Below are 21,904 nucleotides of genomic sequence, written 5' to 3' on the forward strand. Positions count from 1 at the left end.
CTATCAAGTTACAAATAAAATGATTATCGATTTATTAAAAAAGTCTTGGTTATCAGCCTGTCAGTTCAAAGTAAATCAAATCAAATTTATATATATAGTTTTATTAGTTAGACTAAATCAACCATAAATCGGTAAATAAACGTGAATTTTCCATTGATTATTTGTGCTGAAAAACACAAAGAGAAAAGAGCGATCGCGACAACAGATGGATCGTTTACATATCAGCATTTGCTTCACACTTCTAGTCAAATAGCAACAGGTCTTCTCAAGAGTGTAGAAGATTTAGAGGAGCAGCGAGTTGCCTTTCTCATCCCACCTAGTTTTGAATATGTAGCAACTCAATGGGGAATTTGGCGGGCTGGTGGCATAGCTGTACCTCTGTGTGTTTCCCATCCCCGCCCAGAATTGGAGTATGTAATTACTAATTCTGGAGCATCGATTATTGTTGCTCATCCCAATTTTGAGGGTGTATTGCGATCGCTTGCCCAAGAACACAATTTGCGATTTATCCTTACCTCAGAAACGCTCCCGTATAATGTGAGTCGTCTCCCAGAGGTAGATATCACTAGACGCGCCTTAATTCTCTACACCAGCGGTACAACAGGTAAACCAAAGGGTGTAGTTACGACTCACCAAAATATTCAAGCGCAAGTAACTAGCTTAATCGCCGCTTGGGAATGGACATCGGATGATCGCATTTTGCATATCCTGCCACTACATCATATTCATGGGATTATTAACGTACTGACTTGTGCTTTATGGGCTGGGGCGGAATGCGAGATATTGAGCAAATTTGATGCCGAAACTGTTTGGAACCGAATTTGTGACGGTGACTTAACCTTATTTATGGCAGTACCAACAATTTATGTAAAGCTAATTGCGGCTTGGGAAACTGCCTCTAAGGAACGCCAACAAATCATGTCAGAAGGCTGTGCTAAGATGCGCTTGATGGTTTCTGGCTCGGCAGCCTTACCAGTTCAAGTTTTAGAAAAGTGGCAAAGCATCAGCGGCCATTTTCTGCTGGAGCGCTATGGTATGACTGAAATCGGCATGGCGCTATCGAACCCTTTACACGGTGAACGGTTATCTGGATATGTAGGAAAGCCTTTACCTGAAGTTGAAGTGAGATTAGTAGATGAAAACGGAGAGTTAGTTACAGCCGGAACACCAGGAGAAATTCAAGTTAAAGACCCTGGAGTGTTTCTAGAATATTGGCAAAACCCCCAAGCAACCGCCAAAGCCTTTCAAGATGGCTGGTTTTGTACTGGAGATACCGCCGTAATCGAGAACAGTAACTACCGAATTCTGGGACGGATGAGCGTGGATATCATCAAAACCGGAGGGTATAAAGTTTCAGCTTTAGAAATTGAAGAAGTACTGCGATCGCATCCAGATATTCAAGAATGTGCAGTGGTTGGGGTTGCTGATTTAAAGTGGGGTGAACGGGTTTGTGCGGCGTTAGTATTGCAGGGTTCACAACCTTTAACCTTACAAGCTTTCAGGAGTTGGGCAAAAGAGCGATTGGCGGTTTATAAAGTGCCAACCCAAATTCTGATAGTTGAAGAATTACCGCGCAACGCGATGGGGAAAGTGATTAAGCCGACGGTGGTTGAGCTATTTCGAGCATAGCGATCGCTAACACTCTATTAGACCTAGAGTTTTAAAGATTGTAACCCCTTAGACTGAAGTAAATATAATTAACTCGATCAAAACTTAAAATCTGAAAAATGACGTGAAATCAACCTATGAGTGACTTAGTTTTTCTACCCGCTCATCAACTTGCTCAGATGATTCGCGATCGCCAAGTCTCTGCTGTCGAAGTGTTCGATGCTTACCTGGCGCAGATTTATAAACACAACTCAAAGCTGAATGCGATTTGCACCTTAGACGAAGACAATGCTCGTACCAGAGCAAAGCTTGCAGATGAAGCCCTAGCTAGAGGAGAACACTGGGGCGCTCTACACGGTGTTCCGATTACAATCAAAGACATTTTTGAAACAGTAGGACTCCGTACCACAGCGGGTTACATTCCTCTTAAGAACTACATTCCTCAACAGGATGCCACCGTTGTTGCTAGGCTGCGGAAAGCAGGAGCCGTTATCCTGGGAAAAACCAACATGGCAGAACTGGCTGGTGATTACCAAAGTACAAATTCTCTGTTTCCACGGGTAAATAATCCCTGGAATCTTGACTATACAGCAGGTGGCAGTTCTGGAGGTAGTGCTGCTGCTGTTGCAGCCGGACTTTCAGCATTAGATATAGGTAACGATATTGCAGGTTCCGTGCGCCAGCCTGCAACTTTCTGCGGTGTGTATGGCTTAAAGCCAACAGATCGCCGTATTTCCACTGCCGGAAGTATCCCTGAAGTACCGGGAATGCCGCTCTGCTTGCGACAAATGTTGACTATTGGCTGTTTTGGGCGATCGCTCGAAGATATTCGCCTTTGTTTCTCGCTGATCGCTGGTGCGGATCTGCGTCGCCCAGATGTGCCACCGATTCCCCTTGATACTCCATCAGGCAAGTCTTTGCAGGATCTTAAAATTGCTTGGATTGATCAATGGGTAGAGGTTCCCGTTGCTGCGGAAATTCGAGGTGCAGTACAGACAGTGGTGCAAAAACTTGCTCAAGCAGGTACTTATGTTGAACGCTGGCTTCCCAAAGATTTTGATTTATCGACAGTGTGGAACCTCTGCGGACGGATGGAAGCATACATCAACAACTACGCCCAACCCAAGGATCGCTATAATGTGCTACGCAGCTTAGAATTACTCTTTCGCACAGCAACTCAAGGCGACAAAAAATTGCGAAAATTGGGGAATTTCAGCAGCTTTCTGCCAGAAATTTTAAATCCCAGCTTAAAAGGATATTTTGAGACACTCACCGAGCGCGATCGCTTCATTGCCCAAATCGATGAAGCTTTAGAAGCGTGGGATGTATGGCTCACTCCTGTGACAGCAACTCCTGCATTTACCCATTGTCCGGCTTGGAGCGCTATTGATATAGACGGCAAATCCTATCCTCATGCAGTGGCAAACGGAGCTTACACTATGCCATTTAATCTCAGTGGTCATCCGGCGGTGGTGATTCCGATTGGGCAAACTCACAATGGTTTACCGATTGGAATCCAAATTATTGGCAAGCGATGGCGCGAGATGGAGTTGCTAGCGATCGCTCAACAACTTGACAAAGCCGTTGGTGATTTCCGCCATCCATTCGGCTATTGAGGAATGGCAGCAATAAAACATGCAAAGGCTTTCAACTACGATTTACAAGCAATTTGTGATGATTTGTGACAAAAACAAGCCCTAAGTAATCGGCAGATCATTTCATAGCCACTCAAACAACGCAATCGTCTGCATAGCAAATCGCAATACGCAACGCCGCTAAAAGTTAAGCTATCGCGCCTACAAGTTGCATTATCATCTTTTAGATAAAACCTGCAAACCCTCTCCTCTGCTTTTCTGCCCCTCTGCCACCTGAAAGTGCAAATTAAAAGCACAACAGCTTATCTGTTGGGTGTTGCAGTTTATCTGGGGTGATTAGGAATGTTATGCCGTACAAGATTTTTGGGAATACTATCTGGTAGCTAAACACAAATCTCCAGCTAGGGAATGTGAACTATGAAAAGCTACACAGATCAAGTTAAAGCCGAACTCTTTTACAACGAAGGTAATGTAAACGCTAAGATGAGCATGTTTGAAAATGCTCTGTCTCTTTATGATCAAGCTATCACTCTTGATGACGCCAATCCAATGTACTACAACAATCGTGCTGCGACGCTTAAGAGGCTCGGTAGGTTTCAAGAAGCGATTAAGCAATATGAAGAAATTGTCCACAAATTTCCCGACTATGGAAAAGCTTTTCTTTCCATAAGCAGCACATATATTGAAACAGGTAATTATCAAGGGGCTGTTTCCAGCTATCGGCGTTTTATTGACGCGTACAACAAGGGGCAGTTCACCTTTAATCCAATATGTGGAGGAAGCAATCAAAGCACGTATGGAGAGAGTTTGCTAGAGACTGCTTTATTGACATCTATCAACTACCTGTCCGTAGATCAGCAGGGACTAGCGATTCAGGCTTTCCAAGAAGCACAATAGTGAATCAGATTGAACTAAAATCCATTTTCTCACTCCTTCGGTATTTTAGGTGGACACCAAAAGAGGTTTTTGCTGGACACACCAAGGGATTCTAGAATTCCTCGCATCATCTCTGTACAGTACATCCAATGCCCCAAATCGTCATACATACGATCGGGATTAAACTCGACATTGTAATGCAGCACATTTGGAAGGTCTAAAAACTCATCGTCGCTTTGGGGAGAAAGAAGCAAGAGATGAAATGGCTTCCCCTGGCATTGTTTTTGGAGCTTGTTGACCAAATTGATCGCACCACCGCGATCGCTAATTCCTGTGCGGCTGAAAAGTACTTTGTCGCAGTGTCGCAGTGCGTACCAAAACCTTTGGGAGCGTGCCGTATATCGAACGCGCATCCGTTCATGGACGGGAAACATATCGTTCGTTGGGTCGTCTGTCTCCTCAACTTCATAGGCAAAGGATAGACCTGATCACTTACTATGGTAAATTCTACCAGCATCGGGACTGTAGTGTAGAAAAGCAGGGTTCCATATACCATCAAAACCATGTTTGATCGCATCTGCAACATCTGCAATATTAGTGGTGCGCGTTAAATCAAACGCAAAGGCGGGGCCATTATACTCCATCTTATGTAGCATCGTGCGGACGGCACAGTGATCGCCAAGGGAAAGGAAGAATCACCACACGGCTAATATCCGATAACTCACATTTGTATTGGAACAACACCGCAGACTTAGGTGGTGCTTTCACTCGGCTTTCTAGCCCATCTTTACCAATCATTATTGTGCGAAAAGGGGCATCGGGATAAAGCGGATCTTCATAAACACCTGATGGCATGGCTTTAAGTGCGTTGCAAACCTCCGTCCACATCGGCTGGATGTTGTACTCGTTGTCTGATTCATTGATTATCCAGAGGTAGCGTTCATCCGCTTGCAAAATCCCCAAATATCCGTCATAGAATAAAACGTTGTTCGGCGAAAACAGATTGAAGGCGGCGCTATATTCTAGGTCGGTATCTGGGGGGATATTTATTGTAGTTGCGATCGCGCAATCAGTAAAATAACTTCAGTTAAAATTCCCCGCTCTAAATTTTACATTGGAGCGGGTTTATTAAAATTCCCCGTTCCCCATTCCCCAGTCCCCAGTAAGTTAGAGTGAAGGTAACAGCCCAACTAATATTGATTGTTGCATAGCATAGAATAGATGACTGAACAAACTTCTAGAATTTGTATCCTTGGCGGAGGCTTTGGTGGTCTCTACACAGCCCTGCGCTTAAGCCAATTACCTTGGGAATCTAAGCAAAAACCCGAAATTGTTCTGGTAGATCAAAGCGATCGCTTCCTATTCTCTCCTTTACTTTACGAATTACTCACTGGCGAGTTGCAAACCTGGGAAATTGCCCCACCCTTTGAAGAACTTTTACAAGGGACAGGGGTGCGTTTTTATCAAGGAGTTGTGTCTGGAATTGACATCGACCAGCAACGGGTAAATATACAAGAAGGTCCTGAAATCCCTTATGACCGATTAGTACTAGCGCTAGGAGGTGAGACACCGCTAGATTTAGTCCCTGGTGCAACAGCCTACGCCTACACATTCCGCACAATCTCTGATGCCTATCGTTTAGAAGAACGCTTGCGATTTTTAGAAGAATCAGATGCTGATAAAATTCGGGTAGCGATCGTTGGGGCTGGCTACAGTGGTGTAGAGTTAGCTTGTAAATTAGTCGACAGACTAGGCGAAAGAGGACGCTTTCGGATCGTTGAAATCGCCGACCAAATTTTGCGAACTTCCCCAGAGTTTAATCGGGAAGCAGCAAAGAAAGCTCTAGAAGCCCGTGGCGTGTTTCTTGACTTAGAAACCAAAGTAGAATCAATAGAGCAAAATAGCATTTCTTTAGAGTACAAAAACCAGTTAGATACGATTCCCGTGGATTTGGTAATTTGGACTGTGGGAACTAGGGTTGCGCCTGTAGTGAAATCTCTTTCTCTCAAGCAAAATCAGCGTGGTCAAATCACCACTACATCCAATCTGCAAGTCCTCGATCATCCAGAAATCTTTGCCTTGGGAGATTTAGCAGACTGTCATGACGCTGAAGGACAGCAAGTCCCCGCTACTGCACAAGCGGCTTTTCAACAAGCTGATTATACTGCTTGGAATATCTGGGCAACTCTGAGTAATCGCCCCCTCCTTCCCTTCCACTACCAGCAGTTAGGAGAAATGATGGCACTAGGAATAGACAACGCCACTCTCACTGGTTTGGGAATTAAACTAGATGGTCCCTTAGCATACGTCGCCCGCCGTGTTGCTTATTTATATAGATTGCCAACTTTAGACCATCAGCTTAAAGTTGGTTTTAATTGGCTAGTCCGTCCGATCGTAGAAACACTTTCTCGATAACTTTCAAGGTTGGGAATTGAGCATTGGGCATTGGTAAAAACCAAGATGTTTACGATGATTTGTTTTATTTGCGCCAATCTACTTAGCAGATGCTAGACTCTACCCACAGAAGCTCTTAACAAGCCAAAATCTAAAATTCAACATTCAAAATTTTCAAACTTTAATGGAACAACCGAAAGTTATTTTTTTAGATGCTGTGGGTACACTCTTCGATGTCAAAGGTAATGTGGGCGAAGTTTATAGTCAGATAGCCCAAGAATTTGGCGTTACAGTTTCAGCCGAAACATTAAATACAGCCTTCATCCAAAGCTTTAAAGCAGCGCCGCCGCCGATATTTCCAGATACAGAACTGCAAGATATTCCCCAGCGCGAGTTTGATTGGTGGCGGATAATTGCTCTGAACACTTTTGAAAGAGCAGGTGTTCTCAAGGAATTTTCTGACTTTTCGGCTTTTTTTAGCGAACTTTACATTCATTTTGGTACTGGCGAACCGTGGTTTGTCTATCCCGACGTCTTACCAGCTTTAATCAACTGGCGGCGGTTGGGAGTTAGCTTGGGAGTGCTGTCCAATTTTGATTCTCGGATTTACTCAGTATTGCAAAGTTTGGGATTGAGAGAGTTTTTTACCTCCGTCACCATTTCTACCCAGGTACGTGCAGCTAAACCCGATCCTCAAATTTTTGCCATTGCCTTAAATAAACATAAATGTTCCCCAGAGGCGGCATGGCATATCGGCGATAGCATTGTAGAAGACTATCATGCAGCTAAAGCCGCTGGTCTGAGAGGCGTTTGGATCAATCGTGGAAAATGAGGGAGATATTTTGACGAATGCTATTTTTTATAGCGCCTTAAATGGACGCAATGCCTGCGGTGGTCATTTCTAAAGGCTTCCCCCAATAAGCGAATTTTATTGCGGAAGCTCATACACAAATAAATTATCAAATGACACACTATTTGCAGAACTACTAAACCCTACACGTCCCGATATCGGCTCATTACCTCCTACTTGTCCTATTAACTGACTGTTCCTCCACACCTCAATCATAGGCCCTGCTTGTTTGAGCTCTATATGATCCCATTTGCCAGCCTGTATTGCTGAAGTAAATGTTGCAAGCGTTGTCAAAGCTCCATTTTTCACAGTAAATATTCCATTAAACCCTCTACGATTAACTAAACTAAAATTTATATAAGAAAAATTACGTAAATCTTTATAATTAAACACTATCGAATAATCTCCTACACTGCTAGGAGAGTTAACTTGAGCATCTATCTTTAAATTGAAATTAGTAGGAATAGTTCCTTTATTAAGAGCGAGGTTAGCAGTCACTAATCCATCTGATTGTACAGGCAATACAAGATCGTAACGTTCTAAATGTCGAAGCCATGTCCCTCCTGTTATTACCTGAAATGGATTTATTTTTGAAGTGAATGTATCCTTTATATAAGGAGTACCTAAGGTACTAATCTTAGCGTAATTTGAGTCTTTATAACCAATTCGAACATCATCAACATAAAGTACTCGAGTATTCAATGTTGAAATTCGAGGTCTTATTTTCCAATCATATTTATAAATTCCAAATTTTAAATAAGGATAGTGATCGTCATTATAGCGATTAGGACCTACTTTTTTAATCTTCTGAACACCATCCTGCCATAACTCAATTAATCCTTTATCATCAAGTGCCCATCGAATATGAACAACAATATTTATCCAACGATTAAGGTTGATATTTCCTAAATCATAATTGGATTCACCATCATATTTATCATCACCAAATTTTTTAAACTGCCATCGATTTGTCAGGTGAAGTTTGTTATTTGAAACCCATAAAGAAAGCGATGGTCTTTGCCAATGTTCTCCTAAATCAGGAATATCATGCCACTGGGCAATAATTTCAGGAGACTGCTCAGATGTGTAGTTTTTTGGAAACAGATAATTAAGATTAAACCACATCTCTTGAACCAAAGGAAAAGCTGTTTTTGCTTCCGCTCTCTTACTTGTTGCTACATCAGGATCGCTTCTTCTAAGCTCAAATCGTGCTCCGTAACGCCCATGCCGAGTAATCATAGGTATTGTAGAGAATGAATGAGAACAACAAGATTCAAGCTGTAGGCTACCTAAGCCTTGTTCAAAATCACCATCAAACAACGGTAGTTGCTCCGCAACTGCTAAATCTTGAGCAATTAAAAAAGTCAGTGTGATCAGAAATATACGCAGATAGTGAAGAGACGGTGAATGTAGAATAATCATAGTTAATCTAGAACAACCTGCTACCTAATTGATTGTTATGAAACTACTCTACCTGATTGATTGAGATAGCTAAAAGCTTGGTTATGACATGAACAAGCTCTTTTATATGCGATCGCTCTTTTGTTTTTCTCTCTACGAGACGCACTGTTAGGCCGCTTGAATGAAGGGCGATACATTCTGGTAGTTTGTCTTTAGTCTATCATCTGGGGTGTTGGAGGGAATGGGGCCATCAAGTCAGTGGTTTTCATACTCCCGAATTTAACTCTCAGCGTCAAAAATTCAAGCTTCCCAATCTACATTCCCCCTCGCTTATTCCCCATGCTGCCCCAACACTCGTATGATCAACATATCAGGAAAACATAACAGCCAGATTTTTACCACAAAATATGGGCAGTATTTGGGAAATCGATTTTTACTCCCGTCCAATTTTGGACGATAATCAAAAAAAAGTTTGGGAAGTCTTAGTCTGCGAAAGCCCCTTGGATATCGGCACAAAAGCAAACTCTTTGTTTCGCTATGCTCAATATTGTCCCAGTACCCAGGTAAATTCGGGCTGGTTGCGGACAGCATTGCAGGAGGCTATTAACCAAGCCGGAAAAGCACCAATTAAAATCCGCTTTTTCCGCCGCCAAATGAATAATATGATTACTAAAGCCTGCCAAGATTTGGGTATTCCCGCCCAGCCTAGCCGTCGGACTTTGGTTCTTAACCAATGGTTAGAACAACGCATGGAAGAAGTATATCCTCAAGAAGCAGGGTATCAAGGGGGGACTAATCCCTCAGTCCGCTTGGAGAAACCTTTACCGCAACGTTTACCAGATGCTTTGGAAGGACAGCAGTGGGTATTTGTTACCTTAGATGCTGCGGATTTTGCTGATATGCCAGAGTGGGAAATTGGCTTTGGTGAAGCTTTCCCTTTAGAGTTGGCAAAAGTTTCACCCGAAGCCCGTATTCCTGGTATTTTGATTTTCTCATCAAGAGCGTTGCCTTTGGCTGGTTGGATGTCTGGTTTGGAGTTGGCTTTCTTAAGATTTGACGCCAGCGAAGAGGCGAGATTGCTTTTAGAAACTGGTGTAACTGAGAGCTGGATTGTGGCAAATATCAAAAAACCTCAAATTTTAGCAGAAGCTAAAGGTTTTGAAGCAGCCAAGCAAAAAGCTAATGGAGTACATTTTATCGGCATACAGTCCGATCCCAAAGCACAATCTTTTGCTGGCTTTTGGCTGTTGCAACAGGTTAATCTGTGAAAATGGGCATGGGGCATGGGGCATTGGGCATGGGGGAGGAATGACTAATGACCAATGACCAATGACAAATGACAATATCCGTTGAGACATGACAATGATTTGGGATAATTAACTGCGTCCATCAGTGTCGATCTGCGGTTCCAAATCGTAACTGTAAGGAAACACTGATGATTTTTGGATAGTTATCTGCGTTTATTACTGGAAAGTGCGTAGGCGTAGCCCGTCGTAGACATCGCACTTCTCTTGAGACAGCGTTGATATGCGGTTCAAAATCCACAATTCACCAAAGGTCATGGGTTCTGAAAATTTGTCACAAGATACACTAGCCGAGCAGTTGCTGGAACTAGCTATAAAATCTGGAGCAGAAGCTGCTGAGGTGTATCAGTCGCGATCGCTTTCTCGTCCCGTGTTTTTTGAGGCAAACCGACTCAAACAGCTAGAAACTAACCAATCTGAAGGCACAGCACTACGGCTTTGGCGAAACGGGTGTCCGGGACTGACGGTGGCTTACGGTTCTGTCTTAGCCGAAGTAATGGTGGAAAAAGCTCTGGCTCTGAGTCAACTAAATCAACCGGAAACTGTCGAATTAGGCTCTAACTTTCAGCCTGACTACCCCGATTTAGGAGAAAGTTTACCGATAGAGGTTTTGGTGGACTGGGGCAAAGAAGCGATCGCACTCATCCGTGATGCCTATCCCGATGTTGTATGCAATGGTGACTGGGAATGTGATATTGAAACCACCAGATTAGTCAACACCAAAGGTTTAGATTGTCACTATACTGATACTACCCTTAGCTGCTATGTATCAGCAGAATGGGTACGTGGTGATGATTTTTTAAGTGTTTCTGATGGTCAAACCAACCGCGGGGAACTCGAACCAGAGAGATTAGCTAATCAAATTTTACAACGGTTAATTTGGGCCAGAGAAAATATCTCACCTCCCACTGGTCGCGTCCCGATTTTGTTCACTTCTAAAGCCGCCGATATGCTTTGGGCTACTGTGCAAGCCGCTTTAAATGGCAAGCAAGTTTTAGAAGCAGCTTCACCTTGGGCAGAACGTTTGGGTAAGGAAGTAGTTGCACCCAGTCTCACCATTTACCAAGATCCAGAAGCTGGCCCTTACAGTTGCCCTTTTGATGATGAAGGCACTCCTACTCAATCTCTGGTATTTATCCAAAACGGCACTTTACAGCATTTTTATAGTGATCGCACTATCGGTTCCCAACTGGGTACTGATACCACTGGAAATGGTTTTCGCCCTGGTTTAGGTAGCTATCCCACCCCTGGTTTATTTAATTTTCTCATCCAGGCAGGTTCGGCATCGCTACCAGATTTAATTCAACAACTAGATGATGGCTTGATTGTCGATCAAATGTTGGGTGGTGGCGGCAGTATTTCTGGAGATTTTTCGATCAACGTCGATTTAGGCTACCGTGTCCAAAATGGTCAAGTAATTGGGCGTGTTAAGGATACGATGGTTGCAGGTAATGTTTACACAGCCCTGAAGCAATTGGTTACACTAGGTAACGATGTTGATTGGAATGGTTCTTGTTATACTCCGTCTCTGATAGTAGAAGGGCTATCTACCACAGGAAGAAACAATTAAATAATTCGTAATTCGTAATTGGAGACAAGCTACTTCAATTCGTCGCCGCAAATTGTCCAGTACTGTAGTTGCTCTCCGAGTGCAAGCTAATTCAGTCGCCGAAGGTGTGATTAACCTAGTGCAAACCGAAGGTTACGATGTTGTAGTTTTGGGAGCTTCTCGCGAGGGATTGCTACAGCAAGCAACTCAAAGTAATATTCCCGAAGCGATCGCTTCTGGTATATAAAGTACAATGATTTTGGTTAGAGGTGCAATTCAAAAGTAAAAAACATAGATTTTAGTGATTTTTTTAATGATAAAATACACCAATAATCAGAGTAAAAATTATTGGTATTAAGATTGGAATAGCAACTAAAAGCCCCCACTTCCCAAACTTAATTTCCTCACCTTCAGATTTGAGAAACGCAATCCAACCTACAACTCCCATCAAAACCCAAAGAAACCCAAAGCCAAGAAATATAACAAATATTGAATTTTCCATTTCTTTTAACAAATTTTCTTAAATTGTAACTAATTACCACTAAATAACTTTGCTAAACTTGCACGAAACTGGCTAAAATCAAAAGCTTCAATAGTTTTTTGTTGTAAGTATTTTGATTGATAAATTACTCGATTAGAGCAATCGCCTTGCAGGATTTGAATTAGATTATGGGCAATTTCTTCAACATTATCAGGATCGACCAAACATCCCAATTTTCCGTTAGCCAAGGGATCTATAGAACCATCTTGATTACCCGCCATACAGATTTACCACAAGCTAAAGCTTCTAGAAAAACAATCCCAAATCCTTCTCTTTTACTAGGCAGAGCAAAAACATCGCAGAGATTGTAATGATCGCACAATTCTTTATCTGGAACAAATCCGGCAATTATCACACATTGAAGTTTAGACTAATTTTGCTTACCAAACCGCCAAACCCTTATCCAGAAAGGTTTTACTAATTTATAGGCTTGTTTAGATTCCCAAGTTTAAAATGCTTGCTACACAAGGGCTGTAGCTTGAAAAATAGAATTTAGTCTAAACTCCAGTCACACAATCTTGTAGATTTAAGTTGGTAACTAAAGCTTTAACTCGAGGTATATCATCTCCTTTCCCTGCAAGAATAAAGTGAACATTAGGGAGATACGATCGCACTTTAACTAAAGCATGCAGGATTTGATCATAACCCTTGTATTTTGACATACTTCCCAGCCGCGTTACAAAGAAAGGCAGGGGGCAGGAGGCAGGAGGCAGGAGGGAATGAGTGTTAATAAAAACCGGAGGCGGAGCAACTCCTGCTCCGCTTTAGTTCTGGGTCTAAAGCCCAGTTTAAACAAATAATTATACCGAGACTGCTTGCAGCGTTAGCGTAGCGGCACGAAGTGCGGTATAAAACATCCTTGCTTCAATCCCATTCTTTTAAGTGTGGGTTCCTCCTGCCTCCTGCCTTCGACCTCCTGCCTCCTGAATGTTAAAATTACAGGCTGTTCATCTGTTAAATTATATCGCTTGAGTAAGTAGGTAGGTTTAGAATTTATTAGAAACTTACTAGCATTAAATGTATTAGGTAAAATAACTATTTTTTCGGAATTAATATTTGTATTTTGAAGCAAGCGTTGGCGAGTATAATTACTAACTCATTAATGAGGACAGCCACATCCACAAATACATTAGACTTATAGATATCAAAATTATTTGATGCTTCTTAACAACTTCTGGTATAGATTTTAAAGATAAACTAATGATTCCCAAGCTAAATGTAGGAAGTAATAAATAATGAATACCAATATTTATTTATTCCTGGAAATTTAACTCGCCCTAAAAGTGAAGAAAATAGGATGAAAAGGAAAAATATATTATTAATCATAACCTTTTATTTAGAGATATTTTTTTTGACAGTAGAAAACCTATATAAACCTACTTTTGTAGGTTTAGGGATAAATTTTGATTTTTTTTCAAGCTATAATCCTAAGCATGTAAAGAATATTATCATAATCCAGTCTTCGCCAATATCATCTCTTGAAGCTAGGATTAATTTGAGATTTTTGCACAGCTAAATATTCTGAGGTAAAACCCGGAAAAGTCGCAATCTATCCCGAATGTACACATTAGATATTTTTAATTAATCATCTGCCAAATTTTGAGAATGTTCTCACCACTTCCACCACCAGCAATGGTTTGTCCATCTGGGCTAATGGCAACAGCATAAATATATCCAGAACCTGTTTCCAAAGTGCGGATTTCTTTTCCTGTGACTGGGTTCCAAAGTTTGATTGTCTTGTCGCTACTGCCACTTACAAGGGTGATACCATTTGAACTTACGCTTGGCAAAAAGGCAACAGAATTAACCTTATCATTATGTCCCTTCAAAGTGTGGATTAACTTTCCTGTTTTCAGATTCCACAATTTAACTGTCTTGTCTTTACTGCCACTGGCAAGGATGACACCATCGGGAGCAAAAGCCACTGAAAGAATCGACTCTGCATTTCCCTCTAAGGTGCGGATTAACTTTCCTGTGCCCAAATTCCACAATTTAATTGTTTTATCCCAGCTACCGCTGGCAAGGGTTTTGCCATCAGGACTGAAAACAACAGATGCAACGCCACTGGTATGTCCCTCTAAGGTGCGGATTAACTTTCCTGTCTCCAGATTCCACAATTTGATTTTCATATCCTTACTAGCACTGCCACTGGCGAGGGTTTTGCCATCAGGACTGAAAGCTACGGAAGTAACTCCGTCGCTATTTCCCTGCAAGGTGCGGATTAACTTTCCTGTCTCCAGATTCCATAGTTTGATTGTCTTGTCAGCACTGCCACTAGCGAGGATTTTGCTATTAGGACTGAAAGCTATAGTCCAAATCCAATTGGAATGTCCTTCTAAAGTGCGGATTTCCTGTCCATCTGTCAGATTCCATAGCTTGATTGTCTTATCATCACTGGCACTGCCAAGGATTGTACCATCAGGACTGAAAGCTACGGAATTCACGTCACTAGAATGTCCCTTGAAGGGTTTGGGTAGATAAGAATTTTCTGAGACGTTTTTTTGGGGCTGAATAGGCTGAGAAATAGGTTCAGGAACCTCACTGACTCTATGGGGACGAGACTGGAAATACCAAACTCCCCCTAATCCCAAGACCAAAATGCTAGAACCTAACAGCAGTTGGCTTTTCAGAATGTTATTTGATTTTGGTGAAACTGGCCCCTTGTTTGCTGGGGTAGCTGCAAATGTTTGTGTAAGTATAGTTGGGGGCACTGATGACAATGGTGGTAGTTGAGGTGTCAAGTCAATAATGACTTCATCAGCCGATTGATAACGCTTTTGGATGTCTAGTTGCAACAGCTTATCCAAAACTTCACCCAACTCTACAGATATGGAAATCTCTTCCCTACCTGGACTGGTTAAATGTTGCCGCCAAGATGCAACCCAACCATAACCCTGGTATATCCATAGTTGAGATGGGCGAACCCCAGTCAGAAGATGAAAACAAGTAGCCCCTAAACTGAATAAATCACTGGCTGGGTAAGCTTTTCCATCTTGCATCTGTTCAAGTGCAGTGTAACCGTGTGAGCCAATAACAGTGCCCATTCTAGTCTGCACTGTTACTGTCAACAGCTTAGAAGCTCCAAAATCAATTAGGATTAATCGCCCGTCACTTTGACGGCGAATAATATTCTGTGGTTTGATATCCCGGTGAATCACTCCCAGCATATGGACAAACTTCAGCACTGGCAGTAAATCTAGCAAAAGTTGGCGAATCTCCGTTTCGTTATAGTTTCCCCGCGTTTCCGATTCTTTGAGCAAGTTTTGCCCATTGATAAACTGTTGCACCAAAAATAGATAGCTATTTTGCTCAAAATAAGCCAATAAAGTTGGAATTTGCGGATGTTCTGCCAGTTCTTGCAGTCGGCTCGCTTCTTGTTTAAATAGTTCAACGGCTTTTGTTAGCGGCCCAGTTCCCTGAAGTTTTGGCGCAAATTGCTTAACAACACAGCATTCATTAAGTTTGTGTACATCTTTTGCCAGATAGGTTCTACCAAATCCGCCTTCGTCTGACAAAACCTGAGTGGGACGATAGCGACCTCCTAGCAGGGGTATCAATTCCGCTCTACAACTGTGGCAATAGTTGTTTTTATCAGGATTTAAGGGTTTTTGGCAATCGGGATTCACACAACAGAGCATACTGGGAATCCATTTCAATTGGGGTATATATTCATCTTAAGTCATACAGTATAATCTCTCTTGTTAGTAAATATCACTGAGACACCATACAAATCACCAATTTCCTTACCTCATCAGGTATTGAACAATTTAGATAATTTGCAAAAAATTGTGTTTGAGCGATGCCTTTTGAGGAATTGATGGGCATCAGGTCTGCTTGTGTATTACATCTGTATGAGCTATCTAGTCAGGTTTACAAAAATATCTGGGCAAAAATCCGAAAAGCAGCAATTTAAGTTTGTAGCTCAGTATATACCTACGAAATTGAGATTTCCTCTAGTAGTCTAAATTGAAAATATAATTTTTCCGATTTGATTGTGGCAAACATTTGGGTATGTAGGATATATGAATTCATTTGATTACAGGCGATGCCTATAGCAAGCCGCTAAGGTATATACGCTAAATTTCCCTTTACGTTTAAATAACTGCTGTAGTTAAAACAGCAACTAGTATTAATTTTGTCTATTCCTGAAAGACAAAATTATCAGCAAAATTAGGAGCGTGATGATGTTATTAGAAAACAAAAACTATCGTCGCAAATTAAGTCATGTTTTAATTGGTTGCGTGACTAGTAGTTTGTTAATCACAAGTAATGTGCTGCCTATAAGTGCTTTGGTGAAATCTCAAAGTTATCAAGACTTCATAATTGCTAAATCACCAGATGAGAGACAACCAGAAGCAGTAAAAAAAGGAATTGAGCAAATTCCTGCTTCTCAAGCTTCAGTATCTCCAAGACGGAAGACATCTATTGAGTCACCAATACAGCAGACTTCTCGTGTATCGTCTCATAGAGAAAATTCTCAGCGAACTTCTAACGTTTCAGATAATAGCTCTACTTCTAGGTCGTCTAGACGTAGGACTTATAACTCAAATTCTAATCGTTCCAATGGTGGTGGCTCTGCATCTAGATCGTCTAGAGCTAGAATTGCTAACTCAAACGCCAATCGTTCTAATGGTGGCTCCGGGAGAGTTCGCAAGCCAAGTTCTAATGTCGCTACTAGGAACCAAAATCTCGATAATTCAGCGCTCTCTTCGTCTGCAACACCAACTTACAAAGAGATTAACTTTGTAGATGTTGCATTAGGTATTTTAAGTAAGAGTGACTTTCAATCTGAAGGTAGATATTTTCATTTCTATGAGTTTCAGGGCAGAGAAAATCAATTAGTGCAAATTAGACTGATTGGTAGTAATGATACACGCAGATCCAATAACTTGAGTTTAAAACCCTTGTTGTTTCTGCACGATCCTGATAACAATATCATCGTCAAAAAAGGCGTTTTGGATAGCAGTGGTGGCGATGATGCATTTATTTTTGCGCGACTGCCTAAGAATGGCACTTACAAGATTGCAGTTACTAGTCAAGATCCTGGAGATACAGGTCGCTATAGCTTGGCTCTCAGGAATGACAGAGCTAGCTATACTTTAGATGAATCAGGTCAACTAACTGCCAAAAGCTCAACCCTGAAACAAAATGGAGGCGCTTACAATGTTTCTAATTTTCAAGGTAAAAAAAATCAGCTTATAAGTATTCGTGTAGATAGTGTTGATGAAGAGTTTTCTCCTTACGTAACTTTGCTAAATTCTAAAGGACAGACGATCGCTATCGATAAAGACAAAGATAAAAGTGGTGTCTACAGTGCTTTAATTGACCGAGCTAGGTTGCCTGAAGATGATACATATTATATAGTTGTTACTTCCAAAAATCCACAGGAACGCGGTAAATATAGATTGACTATCTTCTGAGCTAATTGCTAATTCTAGTGTTGAGACTATTGCAATTACACGGGTTAGAAGAATTGGGTATGGAGCACAAGGGGCAGAGGGGAAAAACTTGACTTTTACTTCTCCTCCCCTGCTTTTCCACTTCCTACTCCTTCTCATTAAATTTCAACTGCATACACATCATCTTCATAGAAATTTACCGCAAATTTTAAGGCATACATTGCACTGTAATCTCCACCTAAGCGTAGTAATTCTTTGTGCGTACCTTGCTCTAAAATCTGTCTGTCCGTCTTCGATGTAGAGAATTAAATCGGCTTGTTCAACGGCTCTCAAATTATGATAAACTACATAAATGGTACATTTTTGAGTCAATGGTGAAACTTTCGCAAGGATTACCGAAAGTCTTTTAGTTTTCAATCTTTTACCCTCACGGGGATGGGAAAAGTTGAGATAGCCAAGTGCGATCGCATTGGAGAATGGTTGCTTAAGTGAAGTAAGGCGATGTTTACTACAGGCTACGCTTACGTGCTTGAGAATTATTATTAGTGTACGTAATTTATGACAGGTTACTTATACAAATTCCATAGATTTTGGATTTCCTCAGCCATTTCTTTTCGCAAATTCAAAGGCGGCGTGTTTTACCAACTCCTTTAGACGTATTCAGTTAAAACTAATTTTTTATAGCAATACAGTTCGGTTAAGCATTTCTTCCTTTTCTCTGTGTTCTCTGTACCTCTGTGGTTCGTTAAAAAAATTGACTTTCACAAAAAGTTTTAGCCTTAATTGAACCCTATTGATTTTTTCTAGAGAATAATTGAGACGACTGGAAGTCGCAGCTATACAAACAAAGTGCGCCTGCTCGGACTGCTTTAATCTGATGATAGAGAGCGCTATCCAACTACTGATGCCACAAATTTATCTTTTTGAATTTGAACAAAAACAGACAAGAAGTAAACTTGTTCAATAATTCTCCCTCATCCCTAATCCCCACTCACTCAGACAACCGCCAAATCTTAATAGTATTGTCCTCACTACCGCTAACAAGGGTTTTGCCATCAGGACTGAAGGTGACGGATGTGACGGTGTTAGTGTGTCCCGCCAATGTGAGAATTTCTTCTCCTGTGGCTAAATTCCACAGTTTAATGGTGCGATCGCGGCTACCACTAGCTAAAATTTTACCATCGGCACTGAAGGCTACGGATGTGATAGTGTTACTATGTCCCGCTAGTGTGCGAATTTCTCTTCCCGTAGCTAAATTCCAAAGTTTGATGGTGCGATCGCGGCCAGCACTAGCTAAAGTTTTACCATTTGGGCTAATAGCCACAGTTGTCACTGTTTGAGAATTTCCTTCTAGTGTGCGGATTGGGTATCCCTTTGCTAGATTCCAGATTTTGATCGTCTTGTCAAAACTGCCACTGGCCAGAATCACACCATCGGGACTGATAGCCACTGACCGCACCCAGAATGTATGCCCTGCTAGTGTCCGAATTAGCTCTCCTGTTGCCAAATCCCAGATTTTAATGGTGTTGTCATCACTACCAGTAACTAGAGTCTCGCTATCAGCACTGATGGCTAGGGCATGAACTGAGTCAGAATGCCCCATAAGAGTGCGAATTTGTTTTCGCGTTGCCAGATTCCAGATTTTAATGGTGTTGTCATCACTGGCACTAACCAGAAGTTTGCCATCTGGACTAATTACTACGACATTCACCTGCTGAAAATGCCCGTTGAGGGAAGAGATTAGTTTTCCGGTTGCGAGATTCCAAAGTTTGATTGTGCGTAGGCGTAGCCCGGCGTAGCCATCGTTGCCACTGCTGGCTATGGTTTTGCCATCCGGGCTGATGGCGACAGATAAAACTGAGTTTTCATGTCCTTGGAGGGTGTTAGCTAAGGAAACCTTACCCAAGCTAATCTGACTCAAAATCGCGTCATTTTTAGCAGGACTATTGTGTTGAATCAACCTAGAGACCAAACTGGTTTGAATACGGCGAAAATTTTTATACCAAGATTCGCTGAATCCAAACAACAGAATGAAAGCACTGACTAAGATTAAAATTCTTAGTAAGGGATAACTTTTTGGTAAAGATGGTGCTTTAGTTGGTGGTAATTTTCCAGATGACTTACCCGCAGGTGGTAGAGCAAGGAGTTGTTTTGGAGTCAAGTCTTTAAGGACTTCTTCGGCTGACTGGTAACGTTCATGGATGTCTTTTTTCAAAAGCTTGTCGATGACAAAATCCAACTCAGGATTTAGCGGACTTTGCAAATATTCCCGCCAATTACTTACCCAGGCGTAACCAGATTCCATCCACAACTGAAATGGGGAATTTCCCGTTAGCAGATGAAAGCAGGTAGCCCCCACACCGAATAAGTCGCTGGCGGGGAAAGCTTTCCCATCTCTAATTTGTTCTAAGGGAGAATAACCATGTGAACCAATAGATGTGCCAGATTTCTGTTGAACTTTGGCGGTAAATTGCTTTGAGGAGCCAAAATCAATCAGGCTTAATCGTCCATCATTTTTATTGCGAATAATATTTTCTGGCTTGATGTCCCGATGAATAATTTTGCGATCGTGGATAAATTTTAGGATGGGCAATAAATCTAGCAAAATAGATTGAATGTCTCTAGCGTTATAAGCCTTGCGCTGTTGCAACTCCTTTAATAAATTTTCCCCATTGATAAATTGCTGCACCAAATATAGGCAGCCGTCTTGCTCAAAGTAAGCTATCAAAGTCGGAATTTGGGGATGTTCCCCAAGGTCTTGTAGTCGCTGCGCTTCCTCTGCAAACAACTCCATCGCCTTTTTTTGCGACCAAGTTCCTTGGAATTTTGGAGCTAATTGCTTGATAACACAGCGTTCATTGAGTTTATCTACGTCTTCTGACAGATAGGTTCTGCCAAATCCCCCCTCATCTGAAAGGACTCGGATGACACGGAAGCGATTTCTTAAAAGTGACACCAGCGGGGTGTTACAACTTTGGCAAAACTTCTTTCCATTGGGATTCAGGGGATTTGAGCAATCGGGATTTAAGCAGCAGATCATGATCTGACAGGCGCGACTGCATGACAACTTAGGCTAAGTTTGTCCCGAACTTTCCCTTAAGATAATTGACTCTCGCTTACTTGTGGTAGATAAACCCTGTTCTGGGGATTGGGGAATTACTTATATAGTTAGCTTTTGTAAATAGTAGTCAGTCTTCCTCATCTGTGGAAAACTACGAGAGCCATAAGATTAATTATTCTATCGATTATATAATAATCTGAATAAAAATATTTTTTGGAACTTTTCAAACCTAGTAATTTTGCTTGTATCTTAGCAAGCAATAACTGACTAAGTATTGAAGATAAATCCTGATTAATTAATCATTACTGACTATTAAATATAGTTAAAATGCTTACTAAATTTGTTTTGAGTATTTTAAATTGCCCATAATTAATTATTTATTTGATACTTTAGCTAAAAAAAACTGCAATTTACAGCAGATTTATAGTTGGTGAGGTACACACTTTTGTCAAGAGGGTGCGAAAAAAGGGATAAATCTAGCTTGGGGACTGGCAATCGTTTGGCTTTGACTATTCCTAAATCCTGATTTTCCTTGGCAGCAAAGTATTGAATGGAGTCAAGAGCTTTACCTTTATCATAGGCAACACTAAAATGATAAAGTCCTCGGTAAATCATTTCTAAAGAAATGCGGTCAAATGGGAGAGATGATACTTCAAAGATGTTTCCTCCCGTGAAGGAGAGATATTCGTTGACTGACCCTCTGAGTTCAGCAGGGCGCTCTGTTTGTGCTAATCTAACCGAAGCATAAAACTTATAACCAAGTTTTGGGTATTCTAGTAACCATAATCAACAATCCATCGCCTTGGCTTTTAAAGTACTAATTCTTCCTGCCTCTGCCCCATGCACGTAGTGTTTTCAAGCAGATAATAACTACGTAAATACACTTGCCGTCAAGATGCCCAATAAAGCGAGAAAACTTTTCCGTGAAGAAGCGTTAGAACGCTTGAACTCTCCAGAACAGCTTGACCGACTGATGCAGCTTACAAGCCGCCAAGCCTGGATACCCTTGGTTTCTATGGGCTTAGTGGTAGCTGTAGCTGGCATCTGGAGTATAGTTGGGCGAATTCCCCTTACTGTTACAGGTTCTGGGGTGTTAATCCGACCTCGTAATGTGGTTCAATTTCAAGCACTTGGTGGTGGTCAATTGTTAACCCTCAACATCAAGCCAGGAGATACCGTTAGGCAAGGTCAAGTACTCGCTACTATAGATCAATCTAATATTAAGCAACAACTACAACAAGAAAACGCAAAATTTATCCAGATCAAAGAGCAGAACCAAGATACAGATAGGCTACAAAAGCAACAAATAGCCCTGTAACAAAGAAC

General features: G+C 41.5%; 19 protein-coding genes and 2 pseudogenes. 10 read left to right on the top strand and 11 right to left on the bottom strand.

Annotated elements, in window-relative coordinates:
• Positions 1-141 precede the first annotated feature (141 nt).
• From V7K56_RS34240 to V7K56_RS34250, 3 genes are all read left to right on the top strand, one after another.
• Positions 142-1,629 carry an acyl-CoA synthetase gene (locus V7K56_RS34240; protein WP_334918162.1) on the top strand — a complete coding sequence of 496 codons (1,488 nt, stop codon included), beginning with the start codon at positions 142-144 and terminating at the stop codon, positions 1,627-1,629.
• Positions 1,630-1,745: 116 nt separating this feature from the next.
• Positions 1,746-3,224, top strand: a complete 1,479-nt coding sequence (locus tag V7K56_RS34245; RefSeq protein WP_334918164.1) for an amidase — start codon at positions 1,746-1,748, stop codon at positions 3,222-3,224.
• 396 nt (positions 3,225-3,620) lie between these two features.
• Positions 3,621-4,100 carry a tetratricopeptide repeat protein gene (locus V7K56_RS34250; protein WP_334918166.1) on the top strand — a complete coding sequence of 160 codons (480 nt, stop codon included), beginning with the start codon at positions 3,621-3,623 and terminating at the stop codon, positions 4,098-4,100.
• A 29-nt stretch (positions 4,101-4,129) separates the two neighbouring features.
• Here V7K56_RS34250 and V7K56_RS34255 read toward each other — a convergent pair whose 3' ends face one another.
• Genes V7K56_RS34255 through V7K56_RS34265 form a run of 3 tightly spaced genes read right to left on the bottom strand, consistent with a single transcriptional unit; the run spans position 4,130 to position 5,042 of the window.
• Positions 4,130-4,513, bottom strand: a complete 384-nt coding sequence (locus V7K56_RS34255) for a hypothetical protein (RefSeq protein ID WP_334918168.1) — start codon at positions 4,511-4,513, stop codon at positions 4,130-4,132.
• 54 nt (positions 4,514-4,567) lie between these two features.
• Positions 4,568-4,735 carry a hypothetical protein gene (locus V7K56_RS34260; protein WP_334918170.1) on the bottom strand — a complete coding sequence of 56 codons (168 nt, stop codon included), beginning with the start codon at positions 4,733-4,735 and terminating at the stop codon, positions 4,568-4,570.
• Positions 4,725-5,042, bottom strand: a complete 318-nt coding sequence (locus V7K56_RS34265; RefSeq protein ID WP_334918172.1) for a hypothetical protein — start codon at positions 5,040-5,042, stop codon at positions 4,725-4,727. The genes V7K56_RS34260 and V7K56_RS34265 overlap by 11 nt, the downstream gene beginning before the upstream one ends.
• Before the next feature lie 258 nt (positions 5,043-5,300).
• Between V7K56_RS34265 and V7K56_RS34270 the strand changes: the two genes are divergently transcribed.
• A complete protein-coding gene (locus V7K56_RS34270) occupies positions 5,301-6,494 on the top strand; it encodes an NAD(P)/FAD-dependent oxidoreductase (protein WP_334918174.1) in 1,194 nt (397 codons plus the stop codon).
• Positions 6,495-6,657: 163 nt separating this feature from the next.
• A complete protein-coding gene (locus V7K56_RS34275) occupies positions 6,658-7,305 on the top strand; it encodes an HAD-IA family hydrolase (RefSeq protein ID WP_334918176.1) in 648 nt (215 codons plus the stop codon).
• 96 nt (positions 7,306-7,401) lie between these two features.
• On the opposite strand, the gene V7K56_RS34280 is transcribed toward V7K56_RS34275, so the two are convergent.
• The gene (locus tag V7K56_RS34280) at positions 7,402-8,745 is read right to left on the bottom strand and encodes a polysaccharide lyase (RefSeq protein WP_334918178.1); all 1,344 of its coding nucleotides are present in this window, start codon (positions 8,743-8,745) and stop codon (positions 7,402-7,404) included.
• A 386-nt stretch (positions 8,746-9,131) separates the two neighbouring features.
• Between V7K56_RS34280 and V7K56_RS34285 the strand changes: the two genes are divergently transcribed.
• The 3 genes and pseudogenes from V7K56_RS34285 to V7K56_RS34295 all read left to right on the top strand — a co-directional run.
• The gene (locus V7K56_RS34285) at positions 9,132-9,992 is read left to right on the top strand and encodes a Tab2/Atab2 family RNA-binding protein (RefSeq protein ID WP_334918180.1); all 861 of its coding nucleotides are present in this window, start codon (positions 9,132-9,134) and stop codon (positions 9,990-9,992) included.
• 292 nt (positions 9,993-10,284) lie between these two features.
• Positions 10,285-11,598: a TldD/PmbA family protein gene (locus V7K56_RS34290; protein WP_334918182.1), complete on the top strand. Its 1,314-nt coding sequence runs from the start codon at positions 10,285-10,287 to the stop codon at positions 11,596-11,598.
• Between the two features lie 37 nt (positions 11,599-11,635).
• A pseudogene (locus V7K56_RS34295) lies at positions 11,636-11,824 on the top strand (hypothetical protein); the annotation flags it as partial.
• 63 nt (positions 11,825-11,887) lie between these two features.
• On the opposite strand, the gene V7K56_RS34300 reads toward V7K56_RS34295, so the two are convergent.
• The 5 genes from V7K56_RS34300 to V7K56_RS34315 form a co-directional block, all read right to left on the bottom strand.
• The gene (locus tag V7K56_RS34300) at positions 11,888-12,079 is read right to left on the bottom strand and encodes a hypothetical protein (protein ID WP_334918184.1); all 192 of its coding nucleotides are present in this window, start codon (positions 12,077-12,079) and stop codon (positions 11,888-11,890) included.
• Positions 12,080-12,108: 29 nt separating this feature from the next.
• Complete coding sequence (locus V7K56_RS34305) at positions 12,109-12,339, bottom strand: hypothetical protein (RefSeq protein WP_334918186.1); 231 nt, start codon at positions 12,337-12,339, stop codon at positions 12,109-12,111.
• Complete coding sequence (locus V7K56_RS34310; RefSeq protein ID WP_334918188.1) at positions 12,312-12,473, bottom strand: glycosyltransferase; 162 nt, start codon at positions 12,471-12,473, stop codon at positions 12,312-12,314. Before V7K56_RS34310 ends, V7K56_RS34305 begins: the two co-directional genes overlap by 28 nt.
• Positions 12,474-12,615: 142 nt before the next feature.
• Positions 12,616-12,849 (bottom strand): glycosyltransferase, encoded by a 234-nt coding sequence (locus V7K56_RS37370; protein ID WP_442940367.1) that lies wholly within the window; start codon positions 12,847-12,849, stop codon positions 12,616-12,618.
• A gap of 846 nt (positions 12,850-13,695) precedes the next feature.
• Entirely contained in the window at positions 13,696-15,756 is a 2,061-nt protein-coding gene (locus V7K56_RS34315) for a serine/threonine-protein kinase (RefSeq protein WP_334918190.1), read from the bottom strand.
• 546 nt (positions 15,757-16,302) lie between these two features.
• Here V7K56_RS34315 and V7K56_RS34320 point away from each other — a divergent pair.
• Entirely contained in the window at positions 16,303-17,538 is a 1,236-nt protein-coding gene (locus V7K56_RS34320; protein WP_334918231.1) for a peptidase, read from the top strand.
• A 970-nt stretch (positions 17,539-18,508) separates the two neighbouring features.
• Here the strand turns inward: V7K56_RS34320 and V7K56_RS34325 are convergent.
• Together V7K56_RS34325 and V7K56_RS34330 are read right to left on the bottom strand one after the other, a co-directional pair.
• On the bottom strand, positions 18,509-20,557 hold the full coding sequence (locus tag V7K56_RS34325; protein WP_334918192.1) for a serine/threonine-protein kinase: 2,049 nt from the start codon (positions 20,555-20,557) through the stop codon (positions 18,509-18,511).
• 483 nt (positions 20,558-21,040) lie between these two features.
• A pseudogene (locus V7K56_RS34330) lies at positions 21,041-21,247 on the bottom strand (IS4 family transposase); the annotation flags it as partial.
• A gap of 226 nt (positions 21,248-21,473) precedes the next feature.
• Here V7K56_RS34330 and V7K56_RS34335 point away from each other — a divergent pair.
• Positions 21,474-21,896, top strand: coding sequence for a biotin/lipoyl-binding protein (locus V7K56_RS34335; protein ID WP_334918194.1), 423 nt, complete (start codon positions 21,474-21,476; stop codon positions 21,894-21,896).
• Positions 21,897-21,904 lie beyond the last annotated feature (8 nt).

Source organism: Nostoc sp., assembly GCF_036917535.1.
In the GTDB taxonomy this organism is placed as follows: domain Bacteria; phylum Cyanobacteriota; class Cyanobacteriia; order Cyanobacteriales; family Nostocaceae; genus Nostoc.

Excerpts from the sequence above, each read along its gene's own strand:
- V7K56_RS34245 (WP_334918164.1), top strand. The coding sequence starts at position 1,746 with ATGAGTGACTTAGTTTTTCTACCCGCTCATCAACTTGCTCAGATGATT.
- V7K56_RS34250 (WP_334918166.1), top strand. The coding sequence starts at position 3,621 with ATGAAAAGCTACACAGATCAAGTTAAAGCCGAACTCTTTTACAACGAA.
- V7K56_RS34255 (WP_334918168.1), bottom strand. The coding sequence starts at position 4,513 with ATGTTTCCCGTCCATGAACGGATGCGCGTTCGATATACGGCACGCTCC.
- V7K56_RS34260 (WP_334918170.1), bottom strand. The coding sequence starts at position 4,735 with ATGCTACATAAGATGGAGTATAATGGCCCCGCCTTTGCGTTTGATTTA.
- V7K56_RS34270 (WP_334918174.1), top strand. The coding sequence starts at position 5,301 with ATGACTGAACAAACTTCTAGAATTTGTATCCTTGGCGGAGGCTTTGGT.
- V7K56_RS34275 (WP_334918176.1), top strand. The coding sequence starts at position 6,658 with ATGGAACAACCGAAAGTTATTTTTTTAGATGCTGTGGGTACACTCTTC.
- V7K56_RS34280 (WP_334918178.1), bottom strand. The coding sequence starts at position 8,745 with ATGATTATTCTACATTCACCGTCTCTTCACTATCTGCGTATATTTCTG.
- V7K56_RS34285 (WP_334918180.1), top strand. The coding sequence starts at position 9,132 with ATGGGCAGTATTTGGGAAATCGATTTTTACTCCCGTCCAATTTTGGAC.
- V7K56_RS34290 (WP_334918182.1), top strand. The coding sequence starts at position 10,285 with ATGGGTTCTGAAAATTTGTCACAAGATACACTAGCCGAGCAGTTGCTG.
- V7K56_RS34300 (WP_334918184.1), bottom strand. The coding sequence starts at position 12,079 with ATGGAAAATTCAATATTTGTTATATTTCTTGGCTTTGGGTTTCTTTGG.
- V7K56_RS34305 (WP_334918186.1), bottom strand. The coding sequence starts at position 12,339 with ATGGCGGGTAATCAAGATGGTTCTATAGATCCCTTGGCTAACGGAAAA.
- V7K56_RS34315 (WP_334918190.1), bottom strand. The coding sequence starts at position 15,756 with ATGCTCTGTTGTGTGAATCCCGATTGCCAAAAACCCTTAAATCCTGAT.
- V7K56_RS34320 (WP_334918231.1), top strand. The coding sequence starts at position 16,303 with ATGTTATTAGAAAACAAAAACTATCGTCGCAAATTAAGTCATGTTTTA.
- V7K56_RS34325 (WP_334918192.1), bottom strand. The coding sequence starts at position 20,557 with ATGATCTGCTGCTTAAATCCCGATTGCTCAAATCCCCTGAATCCCAAT.
- V7K56_RS34335 (WP_334918194.1), top strand. The coding sequence starts at position 21,474 with ATGCCCAATAAAGCGAGAAAACTTTTCCGTGAAGAAGCGTTAGAACGC.